This window comes from Corynebacterium sp. HMSC062E11, from assembly GCF_001811845.1.
GTDB lineage: Bacteria > Actinomycetota > Actinomycetes > Mycobacteriales > Mycobacteriaceae > Corynebacterium > Corynebacterium hesseae.
The window spans coordinates 75900-99741 of the sequence record NZ_KV806784.1 but is presented as its reverse complement, the minus strand read 5'-3'; the positions used below and the strand labels follow the sequence as shown (position 1 = coordinate 99741).

General features: G+C 65.2%; 23 protein-coding genes. 9 read left to right on the top strand and 14 right to left on the bottom strand.

The genetic code is table 11. From position 1 onward, the window contains the following. Positions 1 to 21 precede the first annotated feature (21 nt). The gene (gene guaA / locus HMPREF2822_RS04505) at positions 22 to 1590 is read left to right on the top strand and encodes a glutamine-hydrolyzing GMP synthase (RefSeq protein WP_070521516.1); all 1569 of its coding nucleotides are present in this window, start codon (positions 22 to 24) and stop codon (positions 1588 to 1590) included. Between the two features lie 391 nt (positions 1591 to 1981). Here the strand turns inward: guaA and HMPREF2822_RS04500 are convergent, their stop codons facing one another. The 3 genes from HMPREF2822_RS04500 to HMPREF2822_RS04490 are packed head-to-tail and all read right to left on the bottom strand — an operon-like array spanning position 1982 to position 5394. Next, entirely contained in the window at positions 1982 to 3175 is a 1194-nt protein-coding gene (locus HMPREF2822_RS04500; RefSeq protein ID WP_070521513.1) for an HNH endonuclease signature motif containing protein, read from the bottom strand. Positions 3176 to 3208: 33 nt separating this feature from the next. Further along, positions 3209 to 4330 (bottom strand): threonine aldolase family protein, encoded by a 1122-nt coding sequence (locus tag HMPREF2822_RS04495; protein ID WP_070521511.1) that lies wholly within the window; start codon positions 4328 to 4330, stop codon positions 3209 to 3211. 11 nt (positions 4331 to 4341) lie between these two features. Next, positions 4342 to 5394, bottom strand: a complete 1053-nt coding sequence (locus HMPREF2822_RS04490) for a PspC domain-containing protein (RefSeq protein WP_070521508.1) — start codon at positions 5392 to 5394, stop codon at positions 4342 to 4344. 113 nt (positions 5395 to 5507) lie between these two features. On the opposite strand from HMPREF2822_RS04490, the gene HMPREF2822_RS04485 reads away from it, so the two are divergent. After that, entirely contained in the window at positions 5508 to 6656 is a 1149-nt protein-coding gene (locus HMPREF2822_RS04485) for an ATP-binding protein (protein WP_198530956.1), read from the top strand. A gap of 2 nt (positions 6657 to 6658) precedes the next feature. Next, positions 6659 to 7312, top strand: coding sequence for a response regulator (locus tag HMPREF2822_RS04480; protein WP_070521502.1), 654 nt, complete (start codon positions 6659 to 6661; stop codon positions 7310 to 7312). Positions 7313 to 7320: 8 nt separating this feature from the next. Here the strand turns inward: HMPREF2822_RS04480 and HMPREF2822_RS04475 are convergent, their stop codons facing one another. After that, entirely contained in the window at positions 7321 to 7731 is a 411-nt protein-coding gene (locus HMPREF2822_RS04475; RefSeq protein ID WP_070521499.1) for a hypothetical protein, read from the bottom strand. A 59-nt stretch (positions 7732 to 7790) separates the two neighbouring features. On the opposite strand from HMPREF2822_RS04475, the gene HMPREF2822_RS04470 reads away from it, so the two are divergent. Together HMPREF2822_RS04470 and HMPREF2822_RS04465 are read left to right on the top strand one after the other, a co-directional pair. Continuing rightward, positions 7791 to 8474: a hypothetical protein gene (locus HMPREF2822_RS04470; protein WP_070521496.1), complete on the top strand. Its 684-nt coding sequence runs from the start codon at positions 7791 to 7793 to the stop codon at positions 8472 to 8474. Continuing rightward, positions 8471 to 10015, top strand: coding sequence for a DNA polymerase Y family protein (locus tag HMPREF2822_RS04465; protein ID WP_070521493.1), 1545 nt, complete (start codon positions 8471 to 8473; stop codon positions 10013 to 10015). The genes HMPREF2822_RS04470 and HMPREF2822_RS04465 overlap by 4 nt, the downstream gene beginning before the upstream one ends. Before the next feature lie 5 nt (positions 10016 to 10020). Here HMPREF2822_RS04465 and HMPREF2822_RS04460 read toward each other — a convergent pair whose 3' ends face one another. After that, on the bottom strand, positions 10021 to 10674 hold the full coding sequence (locus tag HMPREF2822_RS04460; RefSeq protein WP_083306812.1) for an AMIN-like domain-containing (lipo)protein: 654 nt from the start codon (positions 10672 to 10674) through the stop codon (positions 10021 to 10023). A gap of 98 nt (positions 10675 to 10772) precedes the next feature. Here HMPREF2822_RS04460 and HMPREF2822_RS04455 point away from each other — a divergent pair, with 98 nt between their 5' ends. Continuing rightward, positions 10773 to 11639 carry a sucrase ferredoxin gene (locus HMPREF2822_RS04455; RefSeq protein ID WP_070521490.1) on the top strand — a complete coding sequence of 289 codons (867 nt, stop codon included), beginning with the start codon at positions 10773 to 10775 and terminating at the stop codon, positions 11637 to 11639. Between the two features lie 16 nt (positions 11640 to 11655). Here the strand turns inward: HMPREF2822_RS04455 and HMPREF2822_RS04450 are convergent, their stop codons facing one another. From HMPREF2822_RS04450 to HMPREF2822_RS04435, 4 genes are all read right to left on the bottom strand, one after another. Next, the gene (locus HMPREF2822_RS04450) at positions 11656 to 12336 is read right to left on the bottom strand and encodes a methionine ABC transporter permease (RefSeq protein WP_070521487.1); all 681 of its coding nucleotides are present in this window, start codon (positions 12334 to 12336) and stop codon (positions 11656 to 11658) included. Continuing rightward, entirely contained in the window at positions 12333 to 13376 is a 1044-nt protein-coding gene (locus HMPREF2822_RS04445) for a methionine ABC transporter ATP-binding protein (RefSeq protein WP_070521484.1), read from the bottom strand. The genes HMPREF2822_RS04450 and HMPREF2822_RS04445 overlap by 4 nt, the downstream gene beginning before the upstream one ends. 106 nt (positions 13377 to 13482) lie before the next feature. Beyond that, entirely contained in the window at positions 13483 to 14388 is a 906-nt protein-coding gene (locus HMPREF2822_RS04440; protein ID WP_070521481.1) for a MetQ/NlpA family ABC transporter substrate-binding protein, read from the bottom strand. A 35-nt stretch (positions 14389 to 14423) separates the two neighbouring features. After that, complete coding sequence (locus HMPREF2822_RS04435) at positions 14424 to 15314, bottom strand: MetQ/NlpA family ABC transporter substrate-binding protein (RefSeq protein ID WP_070521478.1); 891 nt, start codon at positions 15312 to 15314, stop codon at positions 14424 to 14426. Between the two features lie 164 nt (positions 15315 to 15478). On the opposite strand from HMPREF2822_RS04435, the gene HMPREF2822_RS04430 reads away from it, so the two are divergent. Continuing rightward, complete coding sequence (locus HMPREF2822_RS04430; protein WP_070521476.1) at positions 15479 to 18616, top strand: error-prone DNA polymerase; 3138 nt, start codon at positions 15479 to 15481, stop codon at positions 18614 to 18616. 5 nt (positions 18617 to 18621) lie between these two features. Here HMPREF2822_RS04430 and HMPREF2822_RS04425 read toward each other — a convergent pair whose 3' ends face one another. Both HMPREF2822_RS04425 and HMPREF2822_RS04420 read right to left on the bottom strand, forming a co-directional pair. Further along, positions 18622 to 19095: a hypothetical protein gene (locus HMPREF2822_RS04425; protein ID WP_070521473.1), complete on the bottom strand. Its 474-nt coding sequence runs from the start codon at positions 19093 to 19095 to the stop codon at positions 18622 to 18624. A 7-nt stretch (positions 19096 to 19102) separates the two neighbouring features. Beyond that, positions 19103 to 19363: a helix-turn-helix transcriptional regulator gene (locus tag HMPREF2822_RS04420; RefSeq protein WP_070521471.1), complete on the bottom strand. Its 261-nt coding sequence runs from the start codon at positions 19361 to 19363 to the stop codon at positions 19103 to 19105. Between the two features lie 58 nt (positions 19364 to 19421). On the opposite strand from HMPREF2822_RS04420, the gene HMPREF2822_RS04415 reads away from it, so the two are divergent. Then, positions 19422 to 19871 carry a PH domain-containing protein gene (locus tag HMPREF2822_RS04415; RefSeq protein WP_070521467.1) on the top strand — a complete coding sequence of 150 codons (450 nt, stop codon included), beginning with the start codon at positions 19422 to 19424 and terminating at the stop codon, positions 19869 to 19871. After that, positions 19868 to 21271 carry a PH domain-containing protein gene (locus HMPREF2822_RS04410; RefSeq protein WP_070521463.1) on the top strand — a complete coding sequence of 468 codons (1404 nt, stop codon included), beginning with the start codon at positions 19868 to 19870 and terminating at the stop codon, positions 21269 to 21271. Before HMPREF2822_RS04415 ends, HMPREF2822_RS04410 begins: the two co-directional genes overlap by 4 nt. On the opposite strand, the gene HMPREF2822_RS04405 is transcribed toward HMPREF2822_RS04410, so the two are convergent. Genes HMPREF2822_RS04405 through HMPREF2822_RS04395 form a run of 3 tightly spaced genes read right to left on the bottom strand, consistent with a single transcriptional unit; the run spans position 21268 to position 23717 of the window. After that, positions 21268 to 21531: a FeoC-like transcriptional regulator gene (locus HMPREF2822_RS04405; RefSeq protein ID WP_070521461.1), complete on the bottom strand. Its 264-nt coding sequence runs from the start codon at positions 21529 to 21531 to the stop codon at positions 21268 to 21270. The two genes, HMPREF2822_RS04410 and HMPREF2822_RS04405, sit on opposite strands and share 4 nt — an antisense overlap. Beyond that, positions 21531 to 23465 carry a ferrous iron transport protein B gene (gene feoB, locus HMPREF2822_RS04400; protein WP_070521457.1) on the bottom strand — a complete coding sequence of 645 codons (1935 nt, stop codon included), beginning with the start codon at positions 23463 to 23465 and terminating at the stop codon, positions 21531 to 21533. The genes HMPREF2822_RS04405 and feoB overlap by 1 nt, the downstream gene beginning before the upstream one ends. Positions 23466 to 23468: 3 nt before the next feature. After that, entirely contained in the window at positions 23469 to 23717 is a 249-nt protein-coding gene (locus tag HMPREF2822_RS04395; protein WP_070521454.1) for a FeoA family protein, read from the bottom strand. Between the last annotated feature and the right edge of the window lie 125 nt (positions 23718 to 23842).

The following is a 23842-nucleotide window of genomic DNA, read 5'->3' as shown; positions in this document are numbered from 1 at the left end:
GTGGGTTCTTGCGTTAAACTGATGACCGTGACTAACCCAAATACAACCCCGCGTCCTGTCCTCGTGGTGGATTTTGGCGCCCAGTACGCGCAGCTCATCGCCCGGCGCGTGCGTGAGGCCAACATCTACTCCGAGGTTGTCCCCAATTCCGCCTCCGTGGAGGACATCAAGGCCAAGAACCCGGCCGCGCTGATCCTCTCCGGTGGCCCGTCCTCCGTATACGCGGACGGCGCCCCCGCACTGAAGCCGGAGCTGCTCGAGCTCGGCATCCCGGTCTTTGGTATCTGCTACGGCTTCCAGTCCATGACCCAAGCCCTGGGCGGCACCGTGGCCTCCACGGGTGCCCGCGAGTACGGCCGCACGGACATGACCGTGTCTGGCGGTGTGCTCCACAAGGGCCTCGAGGATACGCACAAGGTGTGGATGTCCCACGGCGATTCGGTTTCTGAAGCCCCGGAGGGCTTTGAAGTCACCGCCTCTTCCGAGGGCGCTCCCGTGGCCGCCTTCGAGTGCCTGTCCAAGAAGATGGCCGGCGTGCAGTACCACCCGGAAGTTCTTCACTCGCCGCACGGCCAAGAGGTGCTCACGCGCTTCCTGACGGAGGTAGCAGGCCTGGAGCAGAACTGGACTGCTGAGAACATTGCGGAGCGCCTCATTGAGGATGTGCGCGAGCAGATTGGTGAGGACGGCCATGCCATTTGCGCCCTGTCCGGTGGCGTGGATTCCGCCGTGGCCGCGGCCCTGGTGCAGCGCGCTATTGGTGACCGTTTGACCTGTGTCTTCGTCGACCACGGCCTGCTGCGCGCGGGCGAGCGTGAGCAGGTGGAGAAGGATTTCGTGGCGTCGACTGGCGCGAAGCTCATCACCGCTGATGAGCGCGAGGCTTTCCTTTCCAAGCTGGCTGGTGTGACCGAGCCGGAGGCTAAGCGTAAGGCCATCGGTGCGGAGTTCATCCGCTCCTTTGAGCGCGTCGTCGACCAAGCCCTGGACGGCCAGGATGCCGCGTTCCTGGTGCAGGGCACGCTTTACCCGGACGTGGTGGAGTCCGGCGGCGGTGATGGTACCGCGAACATTAAGTCCCACCACAACGTGGGCGGCCTGCCTGACGACGTCGAGTTCGAGCTCGTCGAGCCGCTGCGCCTGCTCTTCAAGGACGAGGTCCGTGCGGTTGGCCGCGAACTGGGCCTGCCGGAAGAAATCGTGGCACGCCAGCCGTTCCCGGGCCCGGGCCTGGGCATCCGCATTATTGGTGAGGTCACCGAGGAGCGCCTGGAGACCCTGCGCCAGGCAGACCTCATCGCGCGTACTGAGCTGACCAACGCTGGCCTGGATGGCGAGATTTGGCAGTGCCCGGTGGTGCTGCTTGCCGACGTCCGCTCGGTCGGCGTCCAAGGCGATGGCCGCACCTACGGACACCCGATCGTCCTGCGCCCGGTATCCTCCGAAGACGCCATGACTGCGGACTGGACCCGCCTGCCGTACGACGTGTTGGAGAAGATTTCCACCCGCATCACCAACGAGGTCAAGGAAGTTAACCGAGTAGTGCTCGACGTGACGTCGAAGCCGCCGGGAACCATTGAGTGGGAGTAAAGCGAAGCAAACTCCCAGACGCTGCGTAGCGCGGCCGTGCCTTGAATTAACAGGGCGCGGCTGCGCTCCCGTTTTCGGCCCCTGGTACCAAGCCCGCGTGGCTTGTCGTTGGCACCGTCTTTGTCGCCACAAGCTCCGACCGAGGCGCGGAGTAGAGCGTTTGTGTTGCCTCGTTGCTGTACAGCTCCGCGAATCGGGCGAGAGCTCTCGCATACCTCTTTAACGCGCGCGCGAGTAGCCGCACGCCGAGCGAAAATTCTCAGCGGGCGGCTGGTGAAAGCGGCTGTTTGTTGCTAAGGCGTCGCAGGCCGGTGAGCCGGCGTCCTACGACCCATCGATCCTGTTGATCCGGCGACCGGTTGGACTTCGACCTGGGGACTCGGGCGACGATTCACGGGCTGGTTGAACTCATGAACTCGGTGGCGGGGTCCGGAGGTTCGCCGGAGTTATGCGGCGGCGCCCCAGGGCTGGAGCCGTCAGCCGGACCGGAACGCGGATCAGGCGGGCCGGATGTTGGCGGATCTGAGGATGCGCGAGCAGTGCCTGGTGCTCGCCCCGGCGCGGAACGCGGCGGGTGGGCCGGGCTTTCGATGGGAATCGGCGGGCCGGCCCACGGCGGCAGGTAGTACACGCGGCCATCGATGCGGTCGAGGTGCCCGCGGCCGGTGGGCTTTTCCGGATCATCGTCGTTGACCGCGTTGTGATACGCGCACAGCGGCACCATATTGGCCATGTTTGTCGGCCCGCCATCTTGGAAGCGGGTGAGGTGATGAATCTGCGAGTCGTCGGCAGGCGCGTTGCACCCGGGCCAGGCGCACGTCGGGTGCTCTGCAGACAGTGCGAGGCGCTGCTTGATGTTGGCGAAACGGCTCGCCATGTAGAGGTTCACGGGGCCGTGGTGGGGGTGGACGAGGGTGATGAGGCCGACGTCGGCAAGCTTTTCGCGCACGAACTCCGCACCGGTCATCGTCGCCCCATTGGTCAACTGCAGCTCAATCTCCTCACCATCGCCATCCACGATGCGGTCCAGCTCATCCAAGCGCACGATGACGTTGGACTGCAGCTTCTGGCCCGAGCCGCCCCCGCCGCGGAACACGGTATGCGCCGCGGTGAGCAAGTCCTTGTCGGTGGTCTTCAACACGGCCAGCAGCTTCGAGATGTTGAGCGAGGAATCCGTAATGCTCAGCGTGTGGTTGCGGCCCGCGCGCCGCGTCACCCGCACGCCTGGGGCGGGGTCCTTGGGCGGGTGCCACTCTTTGAGTTTTGCCTTCGCCACCATGGGGATTTTCTCCCGCGGGGTAGCGGCCAGCAGTTGGCGCAGCTCCCACGCCTTGCGGGCCTTGAGCTTGGAACAATAGCGCTCGATATCGAGGAGCGTGAACACGTCGTGGCCCGTGCGGCGCGCTTTGCGCTGCCGGGAGCGGAACATCGTGTCCCCGAAATACACCGCGTGCAGCCCCAGGAGCTTCTCCGCGAAATCCGGCCGCGCACCCATCTCAATTAGCTGCGCGCGCGTGACACCGGCGCATTGCTCGACCACGTCGAGCCCGCGCGCTAGTGCTTGAATGTAACCCCCCAGTTGCATAGCTCACAGCCTAAACCAGGTTGGGGAACCTCGCTACTTGAGCGCAGAAATCGCAGAGCAGAGCTTATCGACGTCCCCCTCCTCCGTCGACCACGCCGTACAGAACCGCACCACGCGCAGGCCTTCGTGTTCTTCGAAGAACTGGCACACGAAGTCCTGCGCGAGCTTCTCTTCCTGTTCGCGTGTCAACAGCGCGAATTGCTGGTTGGTAGGGGAGTCAAAGAGCATGTCGATGCCTGCGGCGCGGAATGCCTCGGCGATGCGCTGGGCCTGGGCGTTGGCGCGGGCGCAGATGTGTTCGTAGAGGGTGGTTGCTGCTGCGCTATGTGCCTTAGCGTCTGGGGTAGTTGCGCTAGCGTCTGCGTAGGAAGCGTTGGTTCCGGGGAGCACATCGGCGGATTCAGGAGCGGGGGCGCTGAAGAGCGCGGCGAATTGCGCGCCGAGCAACCAGCCCTTGGCCAGCAGGCCGCCGTTTTGCTTCATTGCATTGCGAAAACGCGGCGCGCCCGCAGGGAAGACGATGGCCTCGCCGAAGAGGGCGCCGCATTTGGTGCCGCCGATGGTGAAGACGTCGACAAGCGCGGCCAGGTCCGGCAGCGTGATATCTGAGGCGGAGAGGCCATAGCCGAGGCGGGCGCCGTCGACAAACAGGCCCAGCTCGTACTCATCGCAGACCTCGCGCAGGGCCACGAGTTCGGCGCGGGAGTAGGCGGTGCCGAACTCGGTGGGCTGCGTGATGTAGACCAGTGCGGGTTCTGGCATGTGTTCCTCCACCCCGGAGGCGCGGTATTCCTCCATGCAGGCGCGCACCTGCGCGGCGGTGATCTTTCCCAGCTGGTTCGGCAGCGTGATGACCTTGTGCCCGGTGTGCTCGATAGCTCCCGTCTCATGGGTGGCGATGTGCCCGCTATCCGCCGCGATAACGCCCTCCCAGGGGCGCAGGCGATGGGCGATGATCGTGGCGTTGGCCTGCGTGCCACCGACCATGAAATGCACCTCGGCGTTCGGCGCCTGGCAGGCAGTGCGGATGCGCTCAGCGGCCGTGGCACAGAGCTCGTCGGCGCCATAACCGGTATAAGCCCCGCCCGCCCCTGCGATGGCATCAAGGACGCGGGGGTGGGCGGAGCGATGGTAGTCGTTGCCGAAGTGAATCATGGGTGGCCAGTTTAGCCGGTGACGGTGACTTCGCCGATGCCAGCGTCGATGTGAATGTTCAGCAGCGCGTCAGGGTCCTGGCGTTCGGTGCAGTTGCTCTCACCCAGGCCATCATCACAGGTCAGCGCGACGGGGATGTCCTTCGGGAGGATGACCTCGACGGCGCCGATGCCGGCGTCGACGGTGACGTCGTGCTTGGTTGTGAGGTCGTGGAGCTGGCTGAAGTCCACCGTCGATTCGCCGATGCCCAGGTCGTAGTAGTCCTCGAGCTCATCTTCATGGGTGGGCGCGATGTCTTGCTCACCGACGTTGAAGCGGGCGCTGAAGCCGGACTCGTCGGCCTCGGAGACGAAGGTGACTCCAAGGAAGGTAACCGTCAAGGCGGCGCCCACGGCACCGAGAGCAATTGCCCCCTCAACCCACTGCGAACCGCGCTTCTTTTTCGGTTCCTCCCGCGGGCCCGGCTCCGGCAGGTTCCAGGCATCGGGCACTACGCCGAGTGGATCCCAGGACGGCGGGGTCCTGCGGCCTGATGGGAAAGGGTGGCCGTCCGCCGGGGTATAAGAATTGAGGTTGACCGGCTCTTCGCGCACCGGCTGCTCGGCGGCCAGCAGCCCGCTAGGGGGTAGCGGCTCGCGTTGGTGAAGGGCGTACCACGCCAGCGCCAGCAGGCCGAAGGTCAGTGTAGCGGGCGGAAGGCCGGCGAGGAATTGCCCGCTGAGGAACAGTGGGCCGGAGCTAAACGTCAGAAGGACGCCGACAATTAGGATCCAACCGAGCTCTTGCTCCTCCTTGACGCCATCCTTGCCCAAGGCCGCATCGAGCGGGCAGTAGGGCGATCCGTAGCGCGGCATGAGCGCCCACGCGGCGAGGTAGGCGGCGATGCCCCCGCCGAAAGCGAGTGCTGCGACCACGAAGGCCACGCGCACAATCGTCGGATCGAGCTGATAGCGCACCGCGATGCCTTCACAGACACCGGCGAGCTGGGCGTCGCCGCCCTGCTTTTTGGGAAGGCGGACGGGGCGGGTTGTCCACATCTGGTTGAAAGTGCTGTTCTTCGTCATACTTTTATGGTGCCGCGCGGGGCTTCGCGGCGGTATCGGTAATCGCCCTGATTTTTAGACCTCAGGGTTGTCCCCGATGTGCCGGAGGGGTGGTGCGTGGGACTATGTCTAGTATGACTTCGCCCTATGTCCCCGCCGAGAACGCGGCGCCTTATCCCGTGATGTCACGCCCCCAATCTGGCCGCGTGGTGGCCGGCGTGGCAGCGGGGTTGGCGCAGAATCTGGGGGTTTCGGCGCTCTCCGCGCGCATCGCCTTGACCGCGTTGACCCTGCTGGGTGGGGTGGGGGCGATGGCCTATGCCGGGCTGTGGATCTTCACGCCCGCGCTTGACGACGCCCCCTCCACCCGCCGCAGCCCCCTCTCCCTCGTGCTGGTGTTCCTGGCGCTGGCGGGTAGTGCGGTGGGTGTGTTGGGGGTCTCGGGGGCGTCGCTAAGCGTGGCGGTGCCGTTGGCGGTTGTGGCCATCGGTGCGGTGCTGGCATGGTTGGCGTATGACCGCGGGCTGAACACGCCGGTGGGCCTGGTTGCTGTGGCGGCTGGTGCCGTCTTGGTCATCGGTGGCGTCGTGGTGGCAGCGGTGACGTGGGAGAGCGGATCCGGCTCGGCGATCCTGGCCACGGCGCTGACGCTGGTGGGCTTTGGCGCGCTGGTGGTGCCGCTGGTGCTGAAGCTCTGGCGTTCGCTGTCGCAGGAGCAGGCGGCCAAGGCGGTCTCGGAGGAGCGCGCCGAGATTGCCGCCCGCCTGCACGATTCGGTACTGCAGACGCTGGCGCTGATTCAGAAGCGGGCGGGGGATTCGCGCGAGGTGACGCGTTTGGCGCGCGCCCAAGAACGCGAGCTGCGCGCCTGGCTTTTCGACGCTCCCTCCGCCGCCCCCACCACCTGCTTCGGCGCCCTCGAAGCGGCGTGCGGGGAGGTGGAAGACCTCTTCGACATGCGGGTATCCGCTGTGACGGTGGGTGAGGATGCGGAGCTGACGGAGTCCGCGAAGTTGCTTATTCAGGCGGCGCGCGAGGCTATGGTCAATGCCGGCAAGCACGCGGGCGTGGACGCGGTGGATGTCTACGCGGAGTTGTTGGCGGGCGAGCTGAGTATCTTCGTGCGTGATCGCGGGGTGGGTTTCGACGTGGATGCTATTCCCGCTGATAGGCACGGGATTCGTGACAGTATTCGCGCGCGCGTAGAGGGATCTGGTGGGCGCGTGCGGATTTCCTCGACCCCGGGGGAGGGCACCGAGGTGGAGCTAGCGGTAGCGTTATGAGCATGGTGAAGGTCTTTTTGGTTGATGATCATTCCGTCTTCCGCGCGGGCGTGCGCGCCGAGTTGGCGGCGGCCCCGGAGATTGAGATTGTGGGCGATGCGGGCACCGTCGCGGAAGCACTGGAGGGCATTGCGCGTACCTCGCCGGACGTGGTGCTTCTCGACGTCCACATGCCCGACGGCGGTGGCCTCGCCGTTATTAACGCGACGGCTAACCAGCCTTCGCGGCCGGTGTTTTTGGCGCTGAGCGTGTCGGATGCGGCGGAGGACGTGATTGCGCTGATTCGGGCGGGTGCGCGCGGGTACGTAACGAAGAATATTTCCGGCCCGGATTTGGCGCGCGCGGTCCTGCAGGTCAACAGCGGGGATGCGTATTTCTCGCCGCGCCTGGCAGGCTTTGTCCTTGACGCTTTTGCCTCCGGATCGCCCGCACCGGAGCCGGAGGAGGGGCAAGACCCAGCAGTGGATGCGCTCACGCGCCGCGAGCTGGAGGTTTTGCGGTTGCTTGCGCGCGGCTATACGTACCGCGAGATTGGCAAGCAGCTGTTCATTTCAGTGAAAACGGTGGAGACGCACGCCTCCAATATTTTGCGCAAGACCCAGCAGTCCAACCGCCATCAGCTCACGCGCTGGGCCACCTCGCGCGACCTGGCTTAAGTCGCAGCCTAGGCAGGGGGAGCGTAGGCGAGCTTGCGGGAGCCGTCGACGTGGGGAAAGAGCAGGAAGGCCGCGCCCGCGACGAGCACCCACACCAGCGCGCTGCCCCAGGCAGGGAGCGCGAGGAGCGGGGAGAGCATAACCATCAACCACAGCACCATGAGGGGAATAAGCTGTGCGGCGTTGGGCAGCATGGTGACGTTGTGGCGCTGGGCATAATCGCGCAGGTCCGCGCGGTAGGGGTGCAGGAATACGAGCGCGCAGGCGGCGATGAGGAGGAGCAGGCTGAGCCCCATGGCGAGCCCGAAGTGGATGCGGCTGGTACCTGCTGCCACGGCGGCACCAGCCAGCAGCGAGGCGCCGAGGCGTACCCACGGCGGAGTGGGGATTGGGGTGGTGTGCGCGCGGAGGGGATTCATGGCGCCTAACGCTACCAGCGCAATTGCGCGTGTCCGGGGAGAGGTTCATAATAGGAGCCATGAATCAAACAGGTGTTCGCGTAGCGGGCGGCTCACGGGCCGACCAGATTGCGGTTCTACGCGCCCAGATTCAACGCCTGGAAACCCCGGATGATTCGGTGCAGGTGCAGCCGGATGCGGAACTTCTTGGCGTCCCTGAAAAGTTATCTGAGCTGCTCCCGGGTGGTGGTCTGCCGCGTAAACGGGCAACCGCCTGCGCGGAATGCGCCGCGCTCGTGGTGGAGCTGATAACTCATGTTAGCGCGGTGGGCGGACACGTCGGGGTAGTGGGCTGGCCGGATCTATCACTCGCACAAGTGGCCGAGGATGGTGATGTCTCCCGGGTCATCACGGTGCCCGACCCGGGCGCGGAGCCCTGGGCGGTAACTAGCGTGCTGTGTGAGGGGCTGGACCTCGTCGTGCACAAGGGGACAGGTGCGCTGAGTCCCACCCGGGCGCGCCCCGTGCTGGCGAAGGTGCGGGCAGGGCAGGCGGCCCTGCTCACCGTGGGGACCCGGCTGCCGGGCACGGCCGTGGAGATCGGTGCGGAGGTCGTCGCGGTGCATGGCCTGGGCCGGGGCAGCGGGCGGATTCGGGGGGTTGATATAGGGGTGCGGGTGGCGTCGGCAAGCATGCGCCCGCGGCGTGGAGTGCTCACGTGCGGGCAGCGACCAGACACGCGCCCGCACTTGGAGGCAGTGTGAGGGTCGCGGCGCTGTGGTTCCCGGATTGGCCCATCCAGGCGCTGCAGGATGCCGAGAGGGCGGCGTGTGTCATCGCCGCCCAGCACCGCGTGGCGGTGTGCAACGCGGCGGCGCGCCGGGCGGGAGTGCGCCGCGGGATGCGCGTGCGCCAAGCCCAAGCCGTCCTGCCGGAGCTGCGCGTGGAGGAGGCCAACCCGGACCGGGACGGGGTGGTGTTCGCGGAGATTGCCGCGGGCCTGGACGCGGTGGCTTCGTCGGTGGAGGTGCTGCGCCCTGGGCTGGTCATCGTGGACGCGGGCGCGGCCGGGCGTTTCCACGGCAGTGAGGCAAAGGCGGTGGAGATGCTTGTCGACGCCACCTCCAGATCCCACCTCGACGCCACCGTCGGCGTCGCGGACGAGATTGCTACCGCGCTGATTGCCGCCCGCCACCGCAACCTGGGCGCGGTGGTGCCGGTAGGAGGGTCGCGCGACTTTCTGGCTAAGCAGCCGGTAGGAGTATTGGCCGCGGAAGTGGCGCTGGGCTGTGCGGCGGACGTGGTTCATTCTTTAGAGCAGCTGGGTGTGCGCACCTTAGGGGAGCTGGCGAGCCTGCCGCTGCGCCAAGTCACCACCCGTTTCGGTGAGGCCGGGCGGCGGTGCCACGCGGTGGCCGCGGCTGCGCCGGATCGGCGCGTGGCACCGGAACTCGCGCGCCCTGACCTGGGCGTGGAGCAGGGCTTCGAGGAGCCCTTGGAGCGCGTGGATGCCGCGGCCTTCGCCGCGCGTCAGCTGGCGGCTCGCCTCCACGCGGCTCTCGAGGAGGCCGGCATGGTGTGCCTGCGCCTGCGCGTTGCCGCGGAGTTTGAGGGCGGTGAGCGCCTGGAGCGGATCTGGCGTACCCAGGAAGCGCTCAGCGAGGCCGCCACGGCGGATCGTGTGCGCTGGCAGCTCGACGGCTGGCTGAGTACTGCGCGGGCTGGGAGTGCGCCGGGTGAGGGAGGGGGCATCGCCAAGCTGGCGTTGGAACCGGTGGAGGTCGCCCCGCCGGGGGACGGGCTTTTGTGGGGCGCGGATGAATCCACCGAGCAGGCCAAGCGTGTCATCGCGCGCGTGCAATCCCAGCTGGGGGTGGACCGCGTGCTGCAGCCCCGCCCGGCGGCCGGGCGCGGGGTGGCCGAGCGCATCGAGTACGTCCCTTATGGCGAGCAGCGCGACCCGCAGCCGGAGGGCACGTGGCCGGGGCGCATCCCGGCGCCGCTTCCGGCGAGCCTGGCGCACCCGGCTGCGAGGATTCGGCTTATCGACGTCTCCTCGAAGGACATCATCGTCACCGCCGAGGCCCTCCTTTCCGGGGAGCCAGCAGGCCTGGGGTGGGGCCAGCACCGCTACCGGGTGACTGGGTGGGCCGGCCCGTGGCCCGTGGATACCGGGTGGTGGGAGGCGGGTGCGGCGCAACGCTGCGCGCGCCTGCAAGTCGTCGGGGAAAACGACAAAGGCCAGCGCGCCTGGCTCCTCGTGTGGGCAGGCGGGCGCTGGTCGGTGGAGGCAACCTATGCCTGAACGGCTTAATTTAAGATGTCGATGACCAGGCGCGTCGGCCCCCTGAGCACCTGGACCGAGTATGGGTGGCGCTCATCAAGCCCGATAACGAACTGCGAGCGGGCTTCGAAGGTGCCGCCGTTGACCACCTGGGTCACCAGCCCGCCGGCGCCCTTTACAGTGCCGATGTTCGGGTCTTCCATGTCGAGCTGGAAGGGATAAGCGGTGCCGTCGATGCTGACGTCGAGCGCGGTGGAACCTTTGTAAGCAATCGGGTTGCCGGAGCCCTGCTGGGCGGGGGCATCGGTGTAATCGATGAACCAGCCCGGTGAACCGTCCCCGACAAACTCGAAGACCACGCGGTCAAAACCTTCGTGCTTGCCCACGCGGACATCGGTCACCACCAGCTCCGAGGGGGCCGGTGGGCGGAGGGTTTTCATCTCCATGTTGGCGTCGCCTAGCGGGGTCAGCCCAGCCGGTGCGGCGGGGGAGGGGGCAGTGGGAGTAACGGTAGCCGTGGAGGTGGAGGCGCCGGACAGGGTGGCGTCGAGAGTCTTCGTGGGGCCGTCGGGGCTGCCGTCCGGGGAGGAAGACGGAGCGCATCCCTGAAGCGCGAGCGCACCCGAGACAACGAGTGCGGCCACTGGGGCGGCTGTGCGCAAGAGACTGTGTTTCGGCATGGTTTCGAGCGTAGTGGCACTACGGGGAATTATATGCATCGAGCTAGGCATCGTAACCACATTGTTGTGAAGAAAGTGATGCCAGTTAAGATGGCGCCATGACCTTCTGCTCCGACGTCCAGGTCGAGCCCCTGGCCGGTACCGCAAAACAAGAATCTGTGTACGTCCTTTTTGAGTGGCCCACGGCGTGGTCTCGCGACGTGCTTGACGGACGTACCTTTGACCCCGGCTTGACTGCGAAGCTCAAGGCCAAGCTCAAAGGCGTGGCGGGCCTGCAACTCATTCGCCGCCCCGGGCGCGCCGGGCATGAACGGGGGGCGGGGCACTTCCGCTGTTTCGTCGTGTGGGCACGCGAGGGGTTGGTACAGGATTATGTCCTCAACGGCCCGGAGGACATCCTCGATTTGGATCTGGAGCACCCCACTGGCACGTGCCTGCCGCTGGTGCTCGTGTGCACCCACGCCAAGCGCGATGCCTGCTGTGCAATCAAGGGCCGCCCGCTTGCCGCCTCCCTGGCGTGCGAATTTGAGGAGACCGTGTGGGAAACCTCTCACACCAAGGGGCACCGTTTCGCGCCGTCAGTGCTGTTGATGCCCTGGGGATATTCCTTTGGCCGCCTCAACGTGGAGGCCGGCCGTGAACTCGTGGGCAAGGCGCTGCACGGCGAGTATTTCTACCCCGCCAACCGTGGTTCCGGCCTCACCACGCCCCGGGGCCAGGTAGCGGAGCTCGCGGTGGCACGCCAGCTTCTCGACGCCTCCGAGACCCTCCACTACGGCGATCTCACCGTCGACGCGACAGATACCGCAGCGGCAGGTACTGCCGCTGTGCGACACCGCGACGGCCGCGCATGGGACGTGGAGCTGGAAGAAAAAGAGGCCTCCGGTGTTGTCTCCTCCTGCGGAGACAAACCGAAGACCTCTCGAATCTACGTCGCGCGTCGCGTCGAAAAGCGCAGCGTATAGATAGGGGTTGGCGCGGTTAGCGGCGCATAATCTTGGCCGAAAGCCAGTTGCCGAAGAACTGCGCTGCCTGCACCAGCACGATGATGATGAGGGTAGCCACCACGGTGACCTCCCACTCGAAGGCGCGGTAACCGTAGACGATGGCGAAGTCACCCAGACCGCCGCCGCCGACGTAGCCGGCCATCGCGGACATATCGACGATGCCGATGAACAGGAAGGTGTAGCCCAGCACCAGCGGGCCCAGTGCCTCCGGAATGATGACCGTGGTGATGATCTTCCACGGCGAAGCGCCCATCGCGCGGGCCGCCTCAATCACGCCCGGATCCAGCGCTACGAGGTTCTGCTCCACGATGCGTGCCACCGCGAAGGTAGCCGCAATGACCATGACGAACGTGGCCGGTTCACGGCCGATGGAGCTTCCCAGCACCGCCACCGTCAGCGGCTGGACAAAGGCCAGCAGGATGATGAACGGGATCGGGCGAATGAAGTTCACCAGAATGTTGATGACGAAGTGAATGGGCTTGTTCTGCAGGATGCCGCCCGGGCGCGTGGTGTAGAGCAGGATGCCCAGCACGAGGCCGATGATGCCCGCAAGCACCAGGGTCGTGGCGACCATGATGAGGGTGTCCTTGATGGCGTCGACAAGCGTACTGCCCAGTCGGTCCCAATTGGCCTGCGCGAGGTAGGTGACGTTCATCGTTGGATCTCCTCAATCTCGGTGGTGCGTTGCATGTGTGCGTAGAAGTCTTCGATGGCTGCGTCCGGGCCGTTGAGGCGGACGGTTATCTTGCCAAAGGAGTGCTTTTGCAAGGTGGTGATACCGCCGTGGACCACGGCGATGGACACGCCCTCGTCCGCGAGTTTGCCCGCGGCATCGAAGAAGCCGGACTTCTCCGTCAGGTTGATGGTGAACAGGCGGCCCTCGTGGGCCAAGAGGTCATCGGCCTCGACGACGTCCGGGGTGTTGCGCAGCGAGGTGGCCACGAATTTCTCCGCCACCTTGGTTCGGGGATTGGAGAAGACCTCATAGACGCTGCCGGACTCAATAACGTGGCCGCCTTCCATGACGGCGACCTTGTCTGCGATGGAGCGCACGACGTCCATCTCGTGGGTAATGACCACGATGGTAATGCCGAGATCGCGGTTGACCTTGCGCAGCAGGTCAAGAACCTCATGGGTGGTGGTGGGGTCGAGCGCTGAGGTGGCTTCATCCGCCAGCAGCAGGGAAGGGTTATTCGCCAGGGCGCGGGCGATACCGACACGCTGCTTCTGGCCGCCGGAGAGCTGCTCCGGGTAGTTATCGCCCTTGTCCGCCAGGCCGACGAATTCCAGCAGTTCCTGGACGCGCTGCTTACGCTCTTGCTTCTCGACGCCCTGCAGCTTCAGCGGGTACTCAATGTTGCCCGCCGCGGTGCGGGAGGACATGAGGTTGAACTGCTGGAAGATCATGCCGATGTTGCGGCGGATGCCGCGTAGCTTGGACTCGGGCAGGGGGACGACATCGGTGCCGTCGAGAAGCAGCTGCCCTGAGGTCGGCTTATCGAGGCCGTTGATCATGCGCACCAGCGTGGACTTGCCCGCGCCGGAGAAGCCGATGATGCCGATGATCTCGCCGGGCTCGACGGTCAGGGAGACATTATCGAGTGCGGTGGTGGTGGTTTTCTTGTTTTTAAAGACTTTGGTGATGTTGCGGAATTCAATCCGGGTGCCCTGGTGGGCGCCAGTGTGTTCAGTCACGTGGTTTTCCTTTGTACGTGTCCGTGTAGTGAATAAGCAGGGAGTAACGGGCAAAATCCCCCGGGTCACGCAAACGAGCGTGAGCGCGGGGGTGAGGGAGATTCGCTTAGCTAGAGGAGGCTTCCTCTTCTAGGCGGTCCAGTATCTCTTGGAGTTCTGCCTGGGGCTTGTCCACGAAGATGGTGGTGCCACCCGTGGTGTCTTGCACCGCGGCCTTCACCTCATCAGAGAGGTAGAGTTCAGCTAGCTTCTTGACCTTCTCATTGTCCTTGTCCTTTTCCTGCACAGCCCACACGTTGACGTAGGGGTCGAACAGGATCTCCGGGTCGGCGTTGGGGTTTTCCGGGTCGTCGTAAAGCACGGCGTCGGCCGGGTTGATACCAGCGCGCTTGAAGAAGGAGTTGGTGATGATGGCAGGCTTGCCTTCGCCGAAGGCGGACGGAGTCTGGGAGGCATCGACCGGGGTGATGGTCACCTTGGAAGCGGACTCGTCGATATCGGCGGGATCCGGGGTGAGCTTGCCCTCTTCCTTGAGCTTCAGCAAACCGTTGGCTGCCAGCAGGTTGATGGCGCGGCCCTGGTTCGTGGCGTCATTCGGAATGGCGATGTCCTGCCCCTCGATGCCGTCGATGCTGTCGTGGCCTTTCCAGAACAAAGGCATGGGGTAGACCTGCGTGGACGCAACCGGGACAAGGTTCGTGCCGTTGCCCACGTTGTACTCAGCGAGGAACTTCAGGTGCTGGAACTTGTTGGTATCCGTGCTCCCCTCAGCCAATGACTGGTTGGGGGTGGCGTAGTCGGTAAAGCTCTTCATCTCGATCTCAATGCCTTCTTGAGCAGCGAGTTCTTTGAGCACGCCCCACTCCGGAAGCTCGGCGTCGGTGGTGCCGATGATGATGGGATCCTCGGCGGTACCAGCGGCGAAATCGGAGCTTGCAGACGAGCAGGCGACCAAGCTGGTAGCGGCAGCGAGGCTAGCTACAGCGGCTGCTACGAGACGGCGGATGCGCATGATTCGTCCTTTGCTAGTTAGTCAGTGAAGGCTGCTTAAACCTGCTCCTCGAGGCGGTCCAGAATCTCCTGGAGCTCCTCCTGGGAGCGGTCCACGGCCACGGCGGTGTCGCCGGAGGACTTCAGGACCGCGTCGGTGACCTTCTGGTCCTTCCACAGCTTGGCCAGCTCGTGGAGGGTTTCGTTATCGGCGTCGTCGGCACGCACGGCCCAGACGTTGATGTAAGGCTCGGCCTCGGTGGAGTCCGGGTCATCCTGAGCAACGGCAGACTGCGGGTCAATGCCGGCGCGCTCGAGGAAGGAGTTGTTGATAACGGCAGGCTTGCCCTCGCCGTAGGCGGCCGGGGTCTGGGCGGCGTCCACCGGGGTGACCTTGACCTTGGACTTCTTCTCATCGATGTCCAGCGGGGTCGGGGTCAGCGGGCTGCCCTCCTTGAGGGTGACCAGGCCTTCCTGGACCAGCAGGCCGATGGCGCGGCCCTGGTTGGTGGAGTCGTTCGGGATGGCGACTTCCTGGCCCTCGACGTCAGCGAGGTCCTTGTGGTCCTTCCAGTAGATGGCCAGCGGGTAGATCTCGGTAGCTGCCAGCGGGACGAGGTCGGTGCCGTTGCCCTTGTTGTATTCAGCCAGGAACTTCAGGTGCTGGAACTTGTTGGTCGTCAGCTTGCCCTGGTCCAGAGCCTGGTTCGGGGTGTTGTAGTCGGCGAAGTTTTCCAGCTTGACATCGAAGCCGGCCTCCTTGGCCAGGTCCTGGAATACGGCCCACTCTTCCATGTTGGCGTCGGTGGTGCCGATGGTGATGGTGGAGTCCTTGGTAATGGCCTCACCGGAGTTCTCGGACTCGGCGGAGTCCGAGGAGCAAGCAACCAGGCCAGTTGCAGCGATGACGGCTGCCGAGGTGGCAGCAAGTACGCGACGGATGCTCATAGTGGGTTCCTAGTGTCCCTTCTTGGTTTGTGCGGCAAGTCGTATCACCGCAGGAGTATGCACTGCACGAAAAACTAGCAACGATTGAACCGCTTTGTCTATCCGAGTATTTGTTCAATGAAAACCTTGACTGGAATACATGTTCGAATATAGTGTGTGGGGCTATGAGATTCAATGGGGGTGAGGCACTGCCGTGGTCCCGGGTGGAGAGGATTCTCTCTGGCCGCCCAGGGCCCGTCCCGGTGCCGGTGGACCACCTTCCGGGGGCGGCAGAGGAGCCGAAGGCTGGGCATTCCGCCGTGCCCTTCGCGGAGCTGCATGCGGTGAGCTCATATAGCTTCCTTCATGGCGCCTCCGAGCCGGAGGAGCTCGTGGCGCGCGCCGTCGAGCTGGGCCTGCGGGGGATTGCGCTGGTAGATAGGGATGGATTCTATGGCCTCATGAAATTTGCGGAGGCTGCTGCCAAGGTGGGTCTGCCCGCCGTCTTTGGTGCGGAGCTTAGTCTCGCCCCGGCCCCGCTGACGGTCTTGGCGCGCACCCCGGAGGGCTATCGGCGCCTATCTCGGCTCATCGCCCGCGCCCACATGGAGGCGGGGGAGAAGGGGGCCGTGTCTTATCCTCCCCTGGTGGAGATTGCCGCGCAGCTACAGGATGAATGCCTGTTCTTGGTGGGCTGGGAGTGGGCGGAGCATTTCGATCTTCTGGTCGATGGAATAAAAATAGACAGCATGGTTCTGGAGTATGCCTGTACCCAGCTTCCGGAGGACGCGGACCACCACCTACTGCTGGATTCCTTGCCGGTTCCGCGCGCCATCGCTTCTACCCGCCCAGCTGCCGCCACGCGGCAACACGCGCGGCTGGCCGGCGCGAAAGAAGCCTTGTCTAGACGCCTCGCGCTTGTCGACGCCTCCCCCAACTCCCACCCCATGGGCTCGTCCTGGCTGCGCTCCGGGGAACAGATGGCGCGCTTGCTGCCTGAGCGCCCCGAGCTCATCGCGGAAACCGTCCGCGTCCTTGAGGAATGCAGCTTCACCTGGGAGGCGCTGGCCCCAAACCTGCCTGATTTCGACGTGCCGGAAGGCCATACCGAGATGTCTTGGCTAGAACACCTCACCTTCGAGCGCGCGGCAGCGCGCTATGCCACGCGCCCCGAGGAGCTTCGGGAGCGGGCGTGGGAGCAGATGCGGTATGAGCTGGGCGTCGTTAAGCAGCTAGGCTTTCCCGGTTACTTCCTCATCGTGTGTGATCTCGTGGACTTTTGTAAACGGGAGAACATCCTGTGCCAGGGGCGCGGCTCGGCGGCGAATTCGGCGGTGTGCTTCGCGCTGGGGATTACGAATGCGGAGCCGATTTCCGCGGGCCTGCTCTTTGAGCGCTTCCTCTCCCCGGACCGCGATGGCCCGCCGGATATCGACATCGATATTGAATCGGGGCGGCGCGAGGAGGTCATTCAGTACGTCTACGCCAAGCACGGCCGCGAGCGCGCCGCGCAGGTGGCGAACGTGATTACGTATCGGCGCAAAGGTGCGCTGCGGGATGCTGCCCGCGCGTTGGGCTACCCGCAGGGTTCGGCCGATGCCTGGTCGAAGGGGATCGCGCCCGCGCCTTCGGACGTCGAATCCTTGGCCGAGCAGTTTATAGGGCAGCCGCGCCACCTGGGCATTCACTCCGGCGGCATGGTGCTGTGCGACCGGCCAATTGCGGATGTCGTGCCCGTGGAATGGGCGCGCATGGAAAACCGCTCGGTGCTGCAGTGGGATAAGGATGATTGTGCCGCGGCCGGGCTGGTGAAGTTCGACCTGCTGGGCCTGGGCATGCTCGAAGCCCTGCACCACATGATGGACTTGGTGGAGGAAAGCACCGGCAGGGTGGTCAACCTGTGGGAGCTGGACCTGGCTGACCCGGAAGTCTATGACATGCTCTGCCGCGCGGATGCGGTGGGCGTGTTCCAGGTGGAATCGCGCGCGCAGCTGAGCACGCTGCCGAGGCTCAAGCCGCGGGTCTTCTTCGACCTCGTGGTGGAGGTCGCGCTCATCCGCCCGGGCCCCATTCAGGGTGGGTCGGTGCATCCCTACCTGCGTCGCCGCGATGGCAAGGAGCCGGTGACCTATGACCACCCGGTGCTGGAGAAGTCCCTGGGCAAGACGCTGGGAATTCCGCTCTTTCAGGAGCAGCTCATGCAGATTGCGGTCGATGCCGCCGGGTTCAGCGGCGCGGAGGCTGATGACTTGCGGCGTGCGATGGGCTCGAAGCGCTCGCCAGCCAAGATGGCGGCGCTCAAACAGCGCTTTTATGAGGGGTTGGAGGAAACCAACGGGATCGTCGGGGAAGTGGCGGACAAGTTGTGGGCCAAGATCGTGGCCTTCGCCGCCTACGGCTTCCCGGAGTCCCACTCGCAGTCTTTTGCCTCCTTGGTGTACTTTTCGGCGTGGTTTAAGCGCTATTGCCCGGCGCAGTTTTGCGTGGGCCTGTTGCGCGCGCAGCCGATGGGTTTCTACTCGCCGCAGTCGCTTATTCAGGATGCCCGCCGCCACGGGGTGGAGGTGCTGCCGGTTAGCGTTAACGAGTCGGGCCGCGAGGCGCGCGTGGTGGTGGGCTCGGACGGTCAAGCGCGCATCCGCCTGGGGCTTAACCTCATCAAGGGATTGGGGAACAAGGCCGCCGATCGCATTGAGGCGGCCGCGCCGTTTGGCGACGTCCCCGATCTCTCCCGCCGCGCCGACCTCACCGTCGATCACGTGGAGGCCCTCGCTGTGGCGGGGGCCTTGGATGTCTTTGGGGTGGATCGCCGCCAGGCACTGTGGCAGGCGGGCGTGGCCGCAACAGAACGGGCAGGGATGCTGCCGGGGCTGTCTGCGATTGAGGCGCCGTCTTTGCCGGGGATGAGCGCTTTTGAGCTCATGGCGGCGGACGTGGCGAGCACCGGCGTGACCCACAACCAGCAGCCGATGGAGCAGGTCCGCGGGGAGTTGCAGGCCCGCGGCATCCTATCGGCGGCGGATTTGCCGGGCGTGGAGGATGGCACCCGCGTGCGCATCGCCGGGGTGGTCACGCACCGCCAGCGTCCGCAGACTGCGGCCGGTGTGGTCTTCTTCGGCCTGGAGGATGAGACCGGGTTGATGAACGTGATGGTCTCGCCCGGCCTGTGGGCCCGGGATAAAGTCACCGCGCGGACAGCGTCCGCGCTCATCGTGCGTGGCATCGTGCAGAATGCCTCCGGGGCGGTCACGGTTGCTGCGGACCAGCTGGAGCCGCTGGCCTTCGGCGAGGCCCTTTCGCGCGGCTCGCGGGATTTCCGCTAAGAGGTTTATTCCTTTGAGATGAGCTCGTCGCGGTTCATCTTTCCCGCCAGGGAACGGGCCACCGAGAATGGCACCCACACCATGAGCAGCAGGATGATCTTGAGGTAGAGCTGGGACACGAACACGCCGTCCATGATGGGCATGGTTCGGGCACCCCAGGCGATAAGGCCAGTCACTGGCAGCAAGATGACGAGTGCTGCGAGGGAGAACTTGAGGCCGTCGTCGCGGGCTTCGACGTGCTGCTGCATTTGGTACTCATCGAGCTCCGTCGTGGGCAGGTCTGCGGCACCTATCGCTCCGCGCAGGCGGGCGGTCAGCAGCGCGGTGAGCAGCGTTCCGAGGCAGGCCACCATGAGTGAGGTAAAGGAGTCCCAGAACTGCAGGGGGAGGGACAGGATGATGAGGCAGGAGGAGAGATCGGCCAGGGTGATGTAGCGCTTGCGGGTCTTAACGGAATCGGGAATGGTGACGGCGGACATGAGCGAGTTAGTCCTTTCGGTAGATTTCGGAGGACATGGGGGTGAATTCGGTCCGGGAGAATACGGCTTCCACGGGCAAGTCAAAGACCTCGCAGATATTGAAGGCGAGATCCAGGCTGGGGGAGTGGTCGCCACGCTCGAGGGCGCCAATGGTTTGGGGGTTGACCCCGATGGCGGCGGCAAGCTGTGCGCGCGTCATGTCCCGTTCAACGCGGAGCACGCGGACCCGGTTAAATAGTGGGCGGGTTGGCTTTTTCTTTGGGGACATGCACCACAGTGTTGTATAAACCCAACGACTTGTCAAGGGTTCGTGTTAGTGTGTTGGCATGAACCCCGTATCCCCGTCACTCACGAAAGCCCGCTACATCACGAATTTGAGCTGGGACATTATCCTCGCCGTCCTGGCGGCCGCGGCGGCATATTTCTGGTGGGATTGGCTCTATTGGGTAGCCGGCGCGCTCGTTGCGTGGGCACTCTACGAACTGTGGCTCATCCCCGCGCAGGTGAAAAACCTGGGCTGGCAGGAAACCGCCGATGAATTACTGGTCACCCGCGGAAAAATCTGGCACACCTTCACCGTCGTGCCCTACGGCCGCATCCAGTTCGTCGACGTCACCGCCGGCCCCGTCGAGCGGGCGATGGGGCTGAAAAAGGTGAAGCTGCACACGGCGTCGCCCAGCAGCGACGCCACCATCCCCGGCCTCCTTGCTGCCGACGCCGACGCCCTGCGCGAGCGCCTCGCCGTCAAGGCCCGCGAGAGGATGAGTGGGCTGTGAAGGACCGCGCGCTTATCGACGCCGACGGCTACACCCGCGTCCACCGCCTCACCCCGCTGCTGCGTTTTTGGTCGCTGATTCTGGCGCTGGTGGCCGTTCTCGCGGTGAACGTCAACGCCTCCATGGTGTCGGATGTCCTGTCCTACGTGCAGGGTGGGCACTTGGGTGAGGTCGGCCGCGGCACCCTGCTGGGCATCGGTGCCTTCGTGCTGGTGTGTGCGATGATTTGGCTGGTCTCCGGAATTTGGTGGCGCAAGCTGGGCTACAAGCTCACCGAGGATGAAATCGCGCTGCGCCACGGCGTCATCTCAACGTCCTTCCGCTCCGCGCGCTACGAGCGTATCCAGGCGGTGGATGTCGTGGAATCCATCATCGCGCGCCTATTGGGCTTGGCCGCAGTCCGTGTGGAGACCGCGGGCGGCACCTCCTCCGTCATCAAAATCGAGTACCTGACCAAGGCGACAGCGGAGGAGCTGCGCGCGGAGCTGCTGCGGCGCACAAATAAGGGGCCTGCCAGTGAGCCAGCGCCGGAAACCCCCGCCGCCTTGATCCCGGAGATTCCCATCCTGCGCACGATTGCCGCTGAGGCTTTGCGCCTGCCCACGTTGGTTACCGCACTCGTCATCGGCGGCCTGCTCTTCCTCCCCGGGATGTGGACCGCGCTGCTGCCCATCATCGTGGGCTTCGTGGGGCGGGTGTGGGGGCTGGTAGATTCCTCCTGGAAATTCACCGCGCTTCACGACGCCCCCGCCAACGCCCTCAACGTCTCCTACGGTCTTGCCGACCGCCGCCGCCAAACCATCCGCATCAGTCGCATCCACGGCGTGCGGGTGAGCCAGCCTTTCCTGTGGAGGCGCTTCGGCTGGTACGAGGTGCACGTCTCGGTGGCCGGGTATGGCGCGAAGGGCGGCGGCAAGCAATCTGGTTCTACGCGCATCCTGCCGGTGGGCACCCGGGAGCAGGCGCTGGAGTTGCTAGCCCTCATCTCCGATCTAGACCGCGCGCAGATTGAGGACTATGCGCGCCCCGAAGGCCACACCCAGCCCACCTATACCTCCCCGCGCCGGGCCACCTGGGTCAGCCCCATCGACCGCAAGCAGCAGTCGGTGACGCTGGTGGAATCGCCTCAGCCGGTGACCATCGTGCATCGCGGCCGCATCAACCGCCGCGTCATGGTGATTGGCACCCCGCACATCCAGGAGCTCACTCTCAAGGTGGGGCCGTTGGGTCACCTCGCGGGCGTGCGCACCGTGCGCTTCGACCTTGTGGCGGGCCCAGTCAAGATGGCCGGCCAGGACCTCACGCCTGCCGACGCCTCCGAACTCCTTACCCGCTTGCGCTCCCGCCGCCTCCCCGCCCTAGAGTCTGCGCCTGCTCCTAGCAGCGGCGACGAAGCTTAAGCCCGGCGACGAAGCTTAAGCAGCACCGGTCCGCGGGTGCTGCTGGGGCCGGCACACGTTGAGGCCGCCGAACAAGACCCGCATCCGCCCGCGGGGCAGGAGCCGAGCGGCTCCATATCGAGCACCCCGCTGGCGGTGAGGTGGTCCAGGATGACATCGACCGTGCCGGGTTCCAGCCCGGTCTGCGCCGCGATGGCTACGCGCGAGCGCACTCCGGACTCAATGGCTTGCTGTACGGCGTGAATGGGCGAAGCGGACACTAGATAAACACCCTCAGAATCTGGAAGGCCGCCACTGCCAGCACCCACGCGGTGGCCAGCTGAATGCCGAAGCCAAAGAGCGTCCAGCGCCAGCCAATCTCGCGGCGCTGCGCGGCAATCGTGGCCACGCACGGAGTGTAGGCCAGCAGGAAGAGCATGTAGGCCCACACCGCGGCGAGGGGATGGCCACCGGAGGCGCGGTCGAAATCTTGACGCACGTGGTCACTGAGCGCGCTGTGGGATTGTTCCTCCGCGGAGGCGTCGGTGACGTCGTCGACGGCATAGGTCTGCGCCCACGTCGAAATCAGCGCCTCCTTGGCCACAAAGCCCGTCACCAGCGGGCCCGCCAGGGACCACGAGTCGAAACCAGCCGGGGCAAAGGCCGGGGCGATGGTGCGCGAGACCGCGCCATAGGCGGAATCCTCCGGCGCTGGTGGCTCGCCCAAGGTGGTCTCGTGCACCGCGGCCCCAACCGGGATGGCCATGAGCAGCCACACCACGACCACGGTAGTCACGATGATGCCGCCGGCGGTCTGCAGGAAGCCCTTCAATCGCGTCCACATCACGCTCAGCGCCAGACGCACGGTGGGCAGCTGGTACGTCGGCAAGTCAATAACCAGCGCTTCCTCAGGCACCGCGCGCCACAGCGTCTTGCGCAGCGCCAAACCCACCAGCACGAGCAGCGCGATGGAAATGACGTACATGATGAACACCACGCTGCCGGCGTGCTCTGGGAAGAACGTGGCCGAAAGCATGACGAAGACCACCAAGCGCGCCGAGCACGAGGTAAACGGGATGAGCAGCGCCGTCATAATGCGATGCCGCGGGCTTCCCAGCACGCGCGTGGCCGAGATCGCCGGCACGTTACAGCCAAAGCCCACCACGATGGGGATAAAGGCCTTGCCCGGCAAGCCTATGGCCCGCATAAGGCGGTCGGTCACCACCGCCGCGCGCGCCATGTAGCCGGAATCCTCCAGCACCGCCAAGCACAAGAACATCAGCGCCATGAGCGGGGCAAAGGTGAGGACCATGCCGACGCCGCCGATGAGGCCGTCGACAAGCAAGCCCGTAACGAGGGGATGACCTAAGCCGATGGCTTCAAGCCCCGCCCGTGCCCAATCGCTCAAGGGGCCGGAGACCAACGCCTCCAGGCCATCCTGGAGGGGAGCGGCCACCGTGGTGGTGATCTGGAAGACCAGCCACATCACGGCCAAGAACAGCAGTGGCCCCACGACCGGGTGAAGGGCTACCGCATCGAGGCGGTGGGAGAGTGGCGTGGCATGCTCGACCTCGCTCACCGAGGCCTTCGCCGCCGCATCCAGCTCCGCGAAGCGGCCCTCCAGGCCGGTGTCCTCGCGCAGCTGCACCGGGTGGTGCGCCAAAGACTCCACGACGACCTCGCGCAGCTTCTCGACGCCCTCTCGCTTACGCCCATCAACCTCCACCACCGGGATGGAGGTGGCCTCGGTGAGTGCAGCAGCGTCAACCACTTGACCCTGGTTGAGCGCCACGTCGGTCTTCGTCAGCGCGATGATGAGGCGATAGGGCTGCTCCGCCAACTGGAGGGCCACGTTGAGGCCGCGCGCGACGGCGCTGGCATCGACGACCACGACGACGGCGTCGGGGCGCTCATCATCGGGGCAATCGATGAGCATGGCGCGGGTGAGCGCCTCATCGGGGCTGAGCGGATCGAGCGAGTAGGTGCCGGGGAAGTCGATGAGATCGGCGGTGGATTCACCCAGCTTCCACGCACCGCGGCTGACCTCAACGGTGGTTCCCGGCCAATTGCCGGTCTGCGCCTTCGCGCCGGTCAGGGCATTAAAGAGTGTGGACTTGCCGGAATTCGGGGAGCCGACGAGCGCGATGATGGGTGCTCCGGCAGGGGCTAGCGCGCCGCCCGGATCGCCGTGGCAGCTGGGTTTCGTGGTGGCCATGGTTTAGACCTCGATGGCTTGCAGTGTTGCCTTGTCGATGGCGTAGCGGCAGCTGCCCACCGAGACAACGCGGGCGCCGCCGGCCACGCGCGGGCCCATGGTCAGCGTGGCGCCGGGGCGGATGCCCAGCTCGCCGAGGCGCACCGCTAAAGCGGCGTCGCAGGTGCAGGAAATGCACTCGTTTCCCAAGGTGATGGTGCATCCCATGGGGATGGCGTCGGCGGTTTGCCGTGGGCACCCAGACAACTTCACGGTGAGCTCTCTTCCTCTAAAGCATTACCGTTATAGGTTAACCTAAGTAAATATAGGTCTGTCTAGTTTTCGCCGCTTTCGGTTAGGTGATCCTCACCACGCGGCGCTCGGGGCGCCGCGTTTCC

What these genes read in the sequence shown, in the direction of transcription:
- HMPREF2822_RS04435 (WP_070521478.1), bottom strand. Translation starts at nt 15,314, where the DNA reads ATGAGCATCCGTCGCGTACTTGCTGCCACCTCGGCAGCCGTCATCGCT.
- HMPREF2822_RS04440 (WP_070521481.1), bottom strand. Translation starts at nt 14,388, where the DNA reads ATGCGCATCCGCCGTCTCGTAGCAGCCGCTGTAGCTAGCCTCGCTGCC.
- HMPREF2822_RS04420 (WP_070521471.1), bottom strand. Translation starts at nt 19,363, where the DNA reads ATGTCCCCAAAGAAAAAGCCAACCCGCCCACTATTTAACCGGGTCCGC.
- HMPREF2822_RS04480 (WP_070521502.1), top strand. Translation starts at nt 6,659, where the DNA reads ATGGTGAAGGTCTTTTTGGTTGATGATCATTCCGTCTTCCGCGCGGGC.
- HMPREF2822_RS04460 (WP_083306812.1), bottom strand. Translation starts at nt 10,674, where the DNA reads ATGCCGAAACACAGTCTCTTGCGCACAGCCGCCCCAGTGGCCGCACTC.
- HMPREF2822_RS04470 (WP_070521496.1), top strand. Translation starts at nt 7,791, where the DNA reads ATGAATCAAACAGGTGTTCGCGTAGCGGGCGGCTCACGGGCCGACCAG.
- HMPREF2822_RS04430 (WP_070521476.1), top strand. Translation starts at nt 15,479, where the DNA reads ATGAGATTCAATGGGGGTGAGGCACTGCCGTGGTCCCGGGTGGAGAGG.
- HMPREF2822_RS04485 (WP_198530956.1), top strand. Translation starts at nt 5,508, where the DNA reads ATGACTTCGCCCTATGTCCCCGCCGAGAACGCGGCGCCTTATCCCGTG.
- HMPREF2822_RS04415 (WP_070521467.1), top strand. Translation starts at nt 19,422, where the DNA reads ATGAACCCCGTATCCCCGTCACTCACGAAAGCCCGCTACATCACGAAT.
- HMPREF2822_RS04500 (WP_070521513.1), bottom strand. Translation starts at nt 3,175, where the DNA reads ATGCAACTGGGGGGTTACATTCAAGCACTAGCGCGCGGGCTCGACGTG.
- HMPREF2822_RS04425 (WP_070521473.1), bottom strand. Translation starts at nt 19,095, where the DNA reads ATGTCCGCCGTCACCATTCCCGATTCCGTTAAGACCCGCAAGCGCTAC.
- HMPREF2822_RS04450 (WP_070521487.1), bottom strand. Translation starts at nt 12,336, where the DNA reads ATGAACGTCACCTACCTCGCGCAGGCCAATTGGGACCGACTGGGCAGT.
- HMPREF2822_RS04455 (WP_070521490.1), top strand. Translation starts at nt 10,773, where the DNA reads ATGACCTTCTGCTCCGACGTCCAGGTCGAGCCCCTGGCCGGTACCGCA.
- HMPREF2822_RS04475 (WP_070521499.1), bottom strand. Translation starts at nt 7,731, where the DNA reads ATGAATCCCCTCCGCGCGCACACCACCCCAATCCCCACTCCGCCGTGG.
- guaA (WP_070521516.1), top strand. Translation starts at nt 22, where the DNA reads ATGACCGTGACTAACCCAAATACAACCCCGCGTCCTGTCCTCGTGGTG.
- HMPREF2822_RS04495 (WP_070521511.1), bottom strand. Translation starts at nt 4,330, where the DNA reads ATGATTCACTTCGGCAACGACTACCATCGCTCCGCCCACCCCCGCGTC.
- feoB (WP_070521457.1), bottom strand. Translation starts at nt 23,465, where the DNA reads ATGGCCACCACGAAACCCAGCTGCCACGGCGATCCGGGCGGCGCGCTA.
- HMPREF2822_RS04490 (WP_070521508.1), bottom strand. Translation starts at nt 5,394, where the DNA reads ATGACGAAGAACAGCACTTTCAACCAGATGTGGACAACCCGCCCCGTC.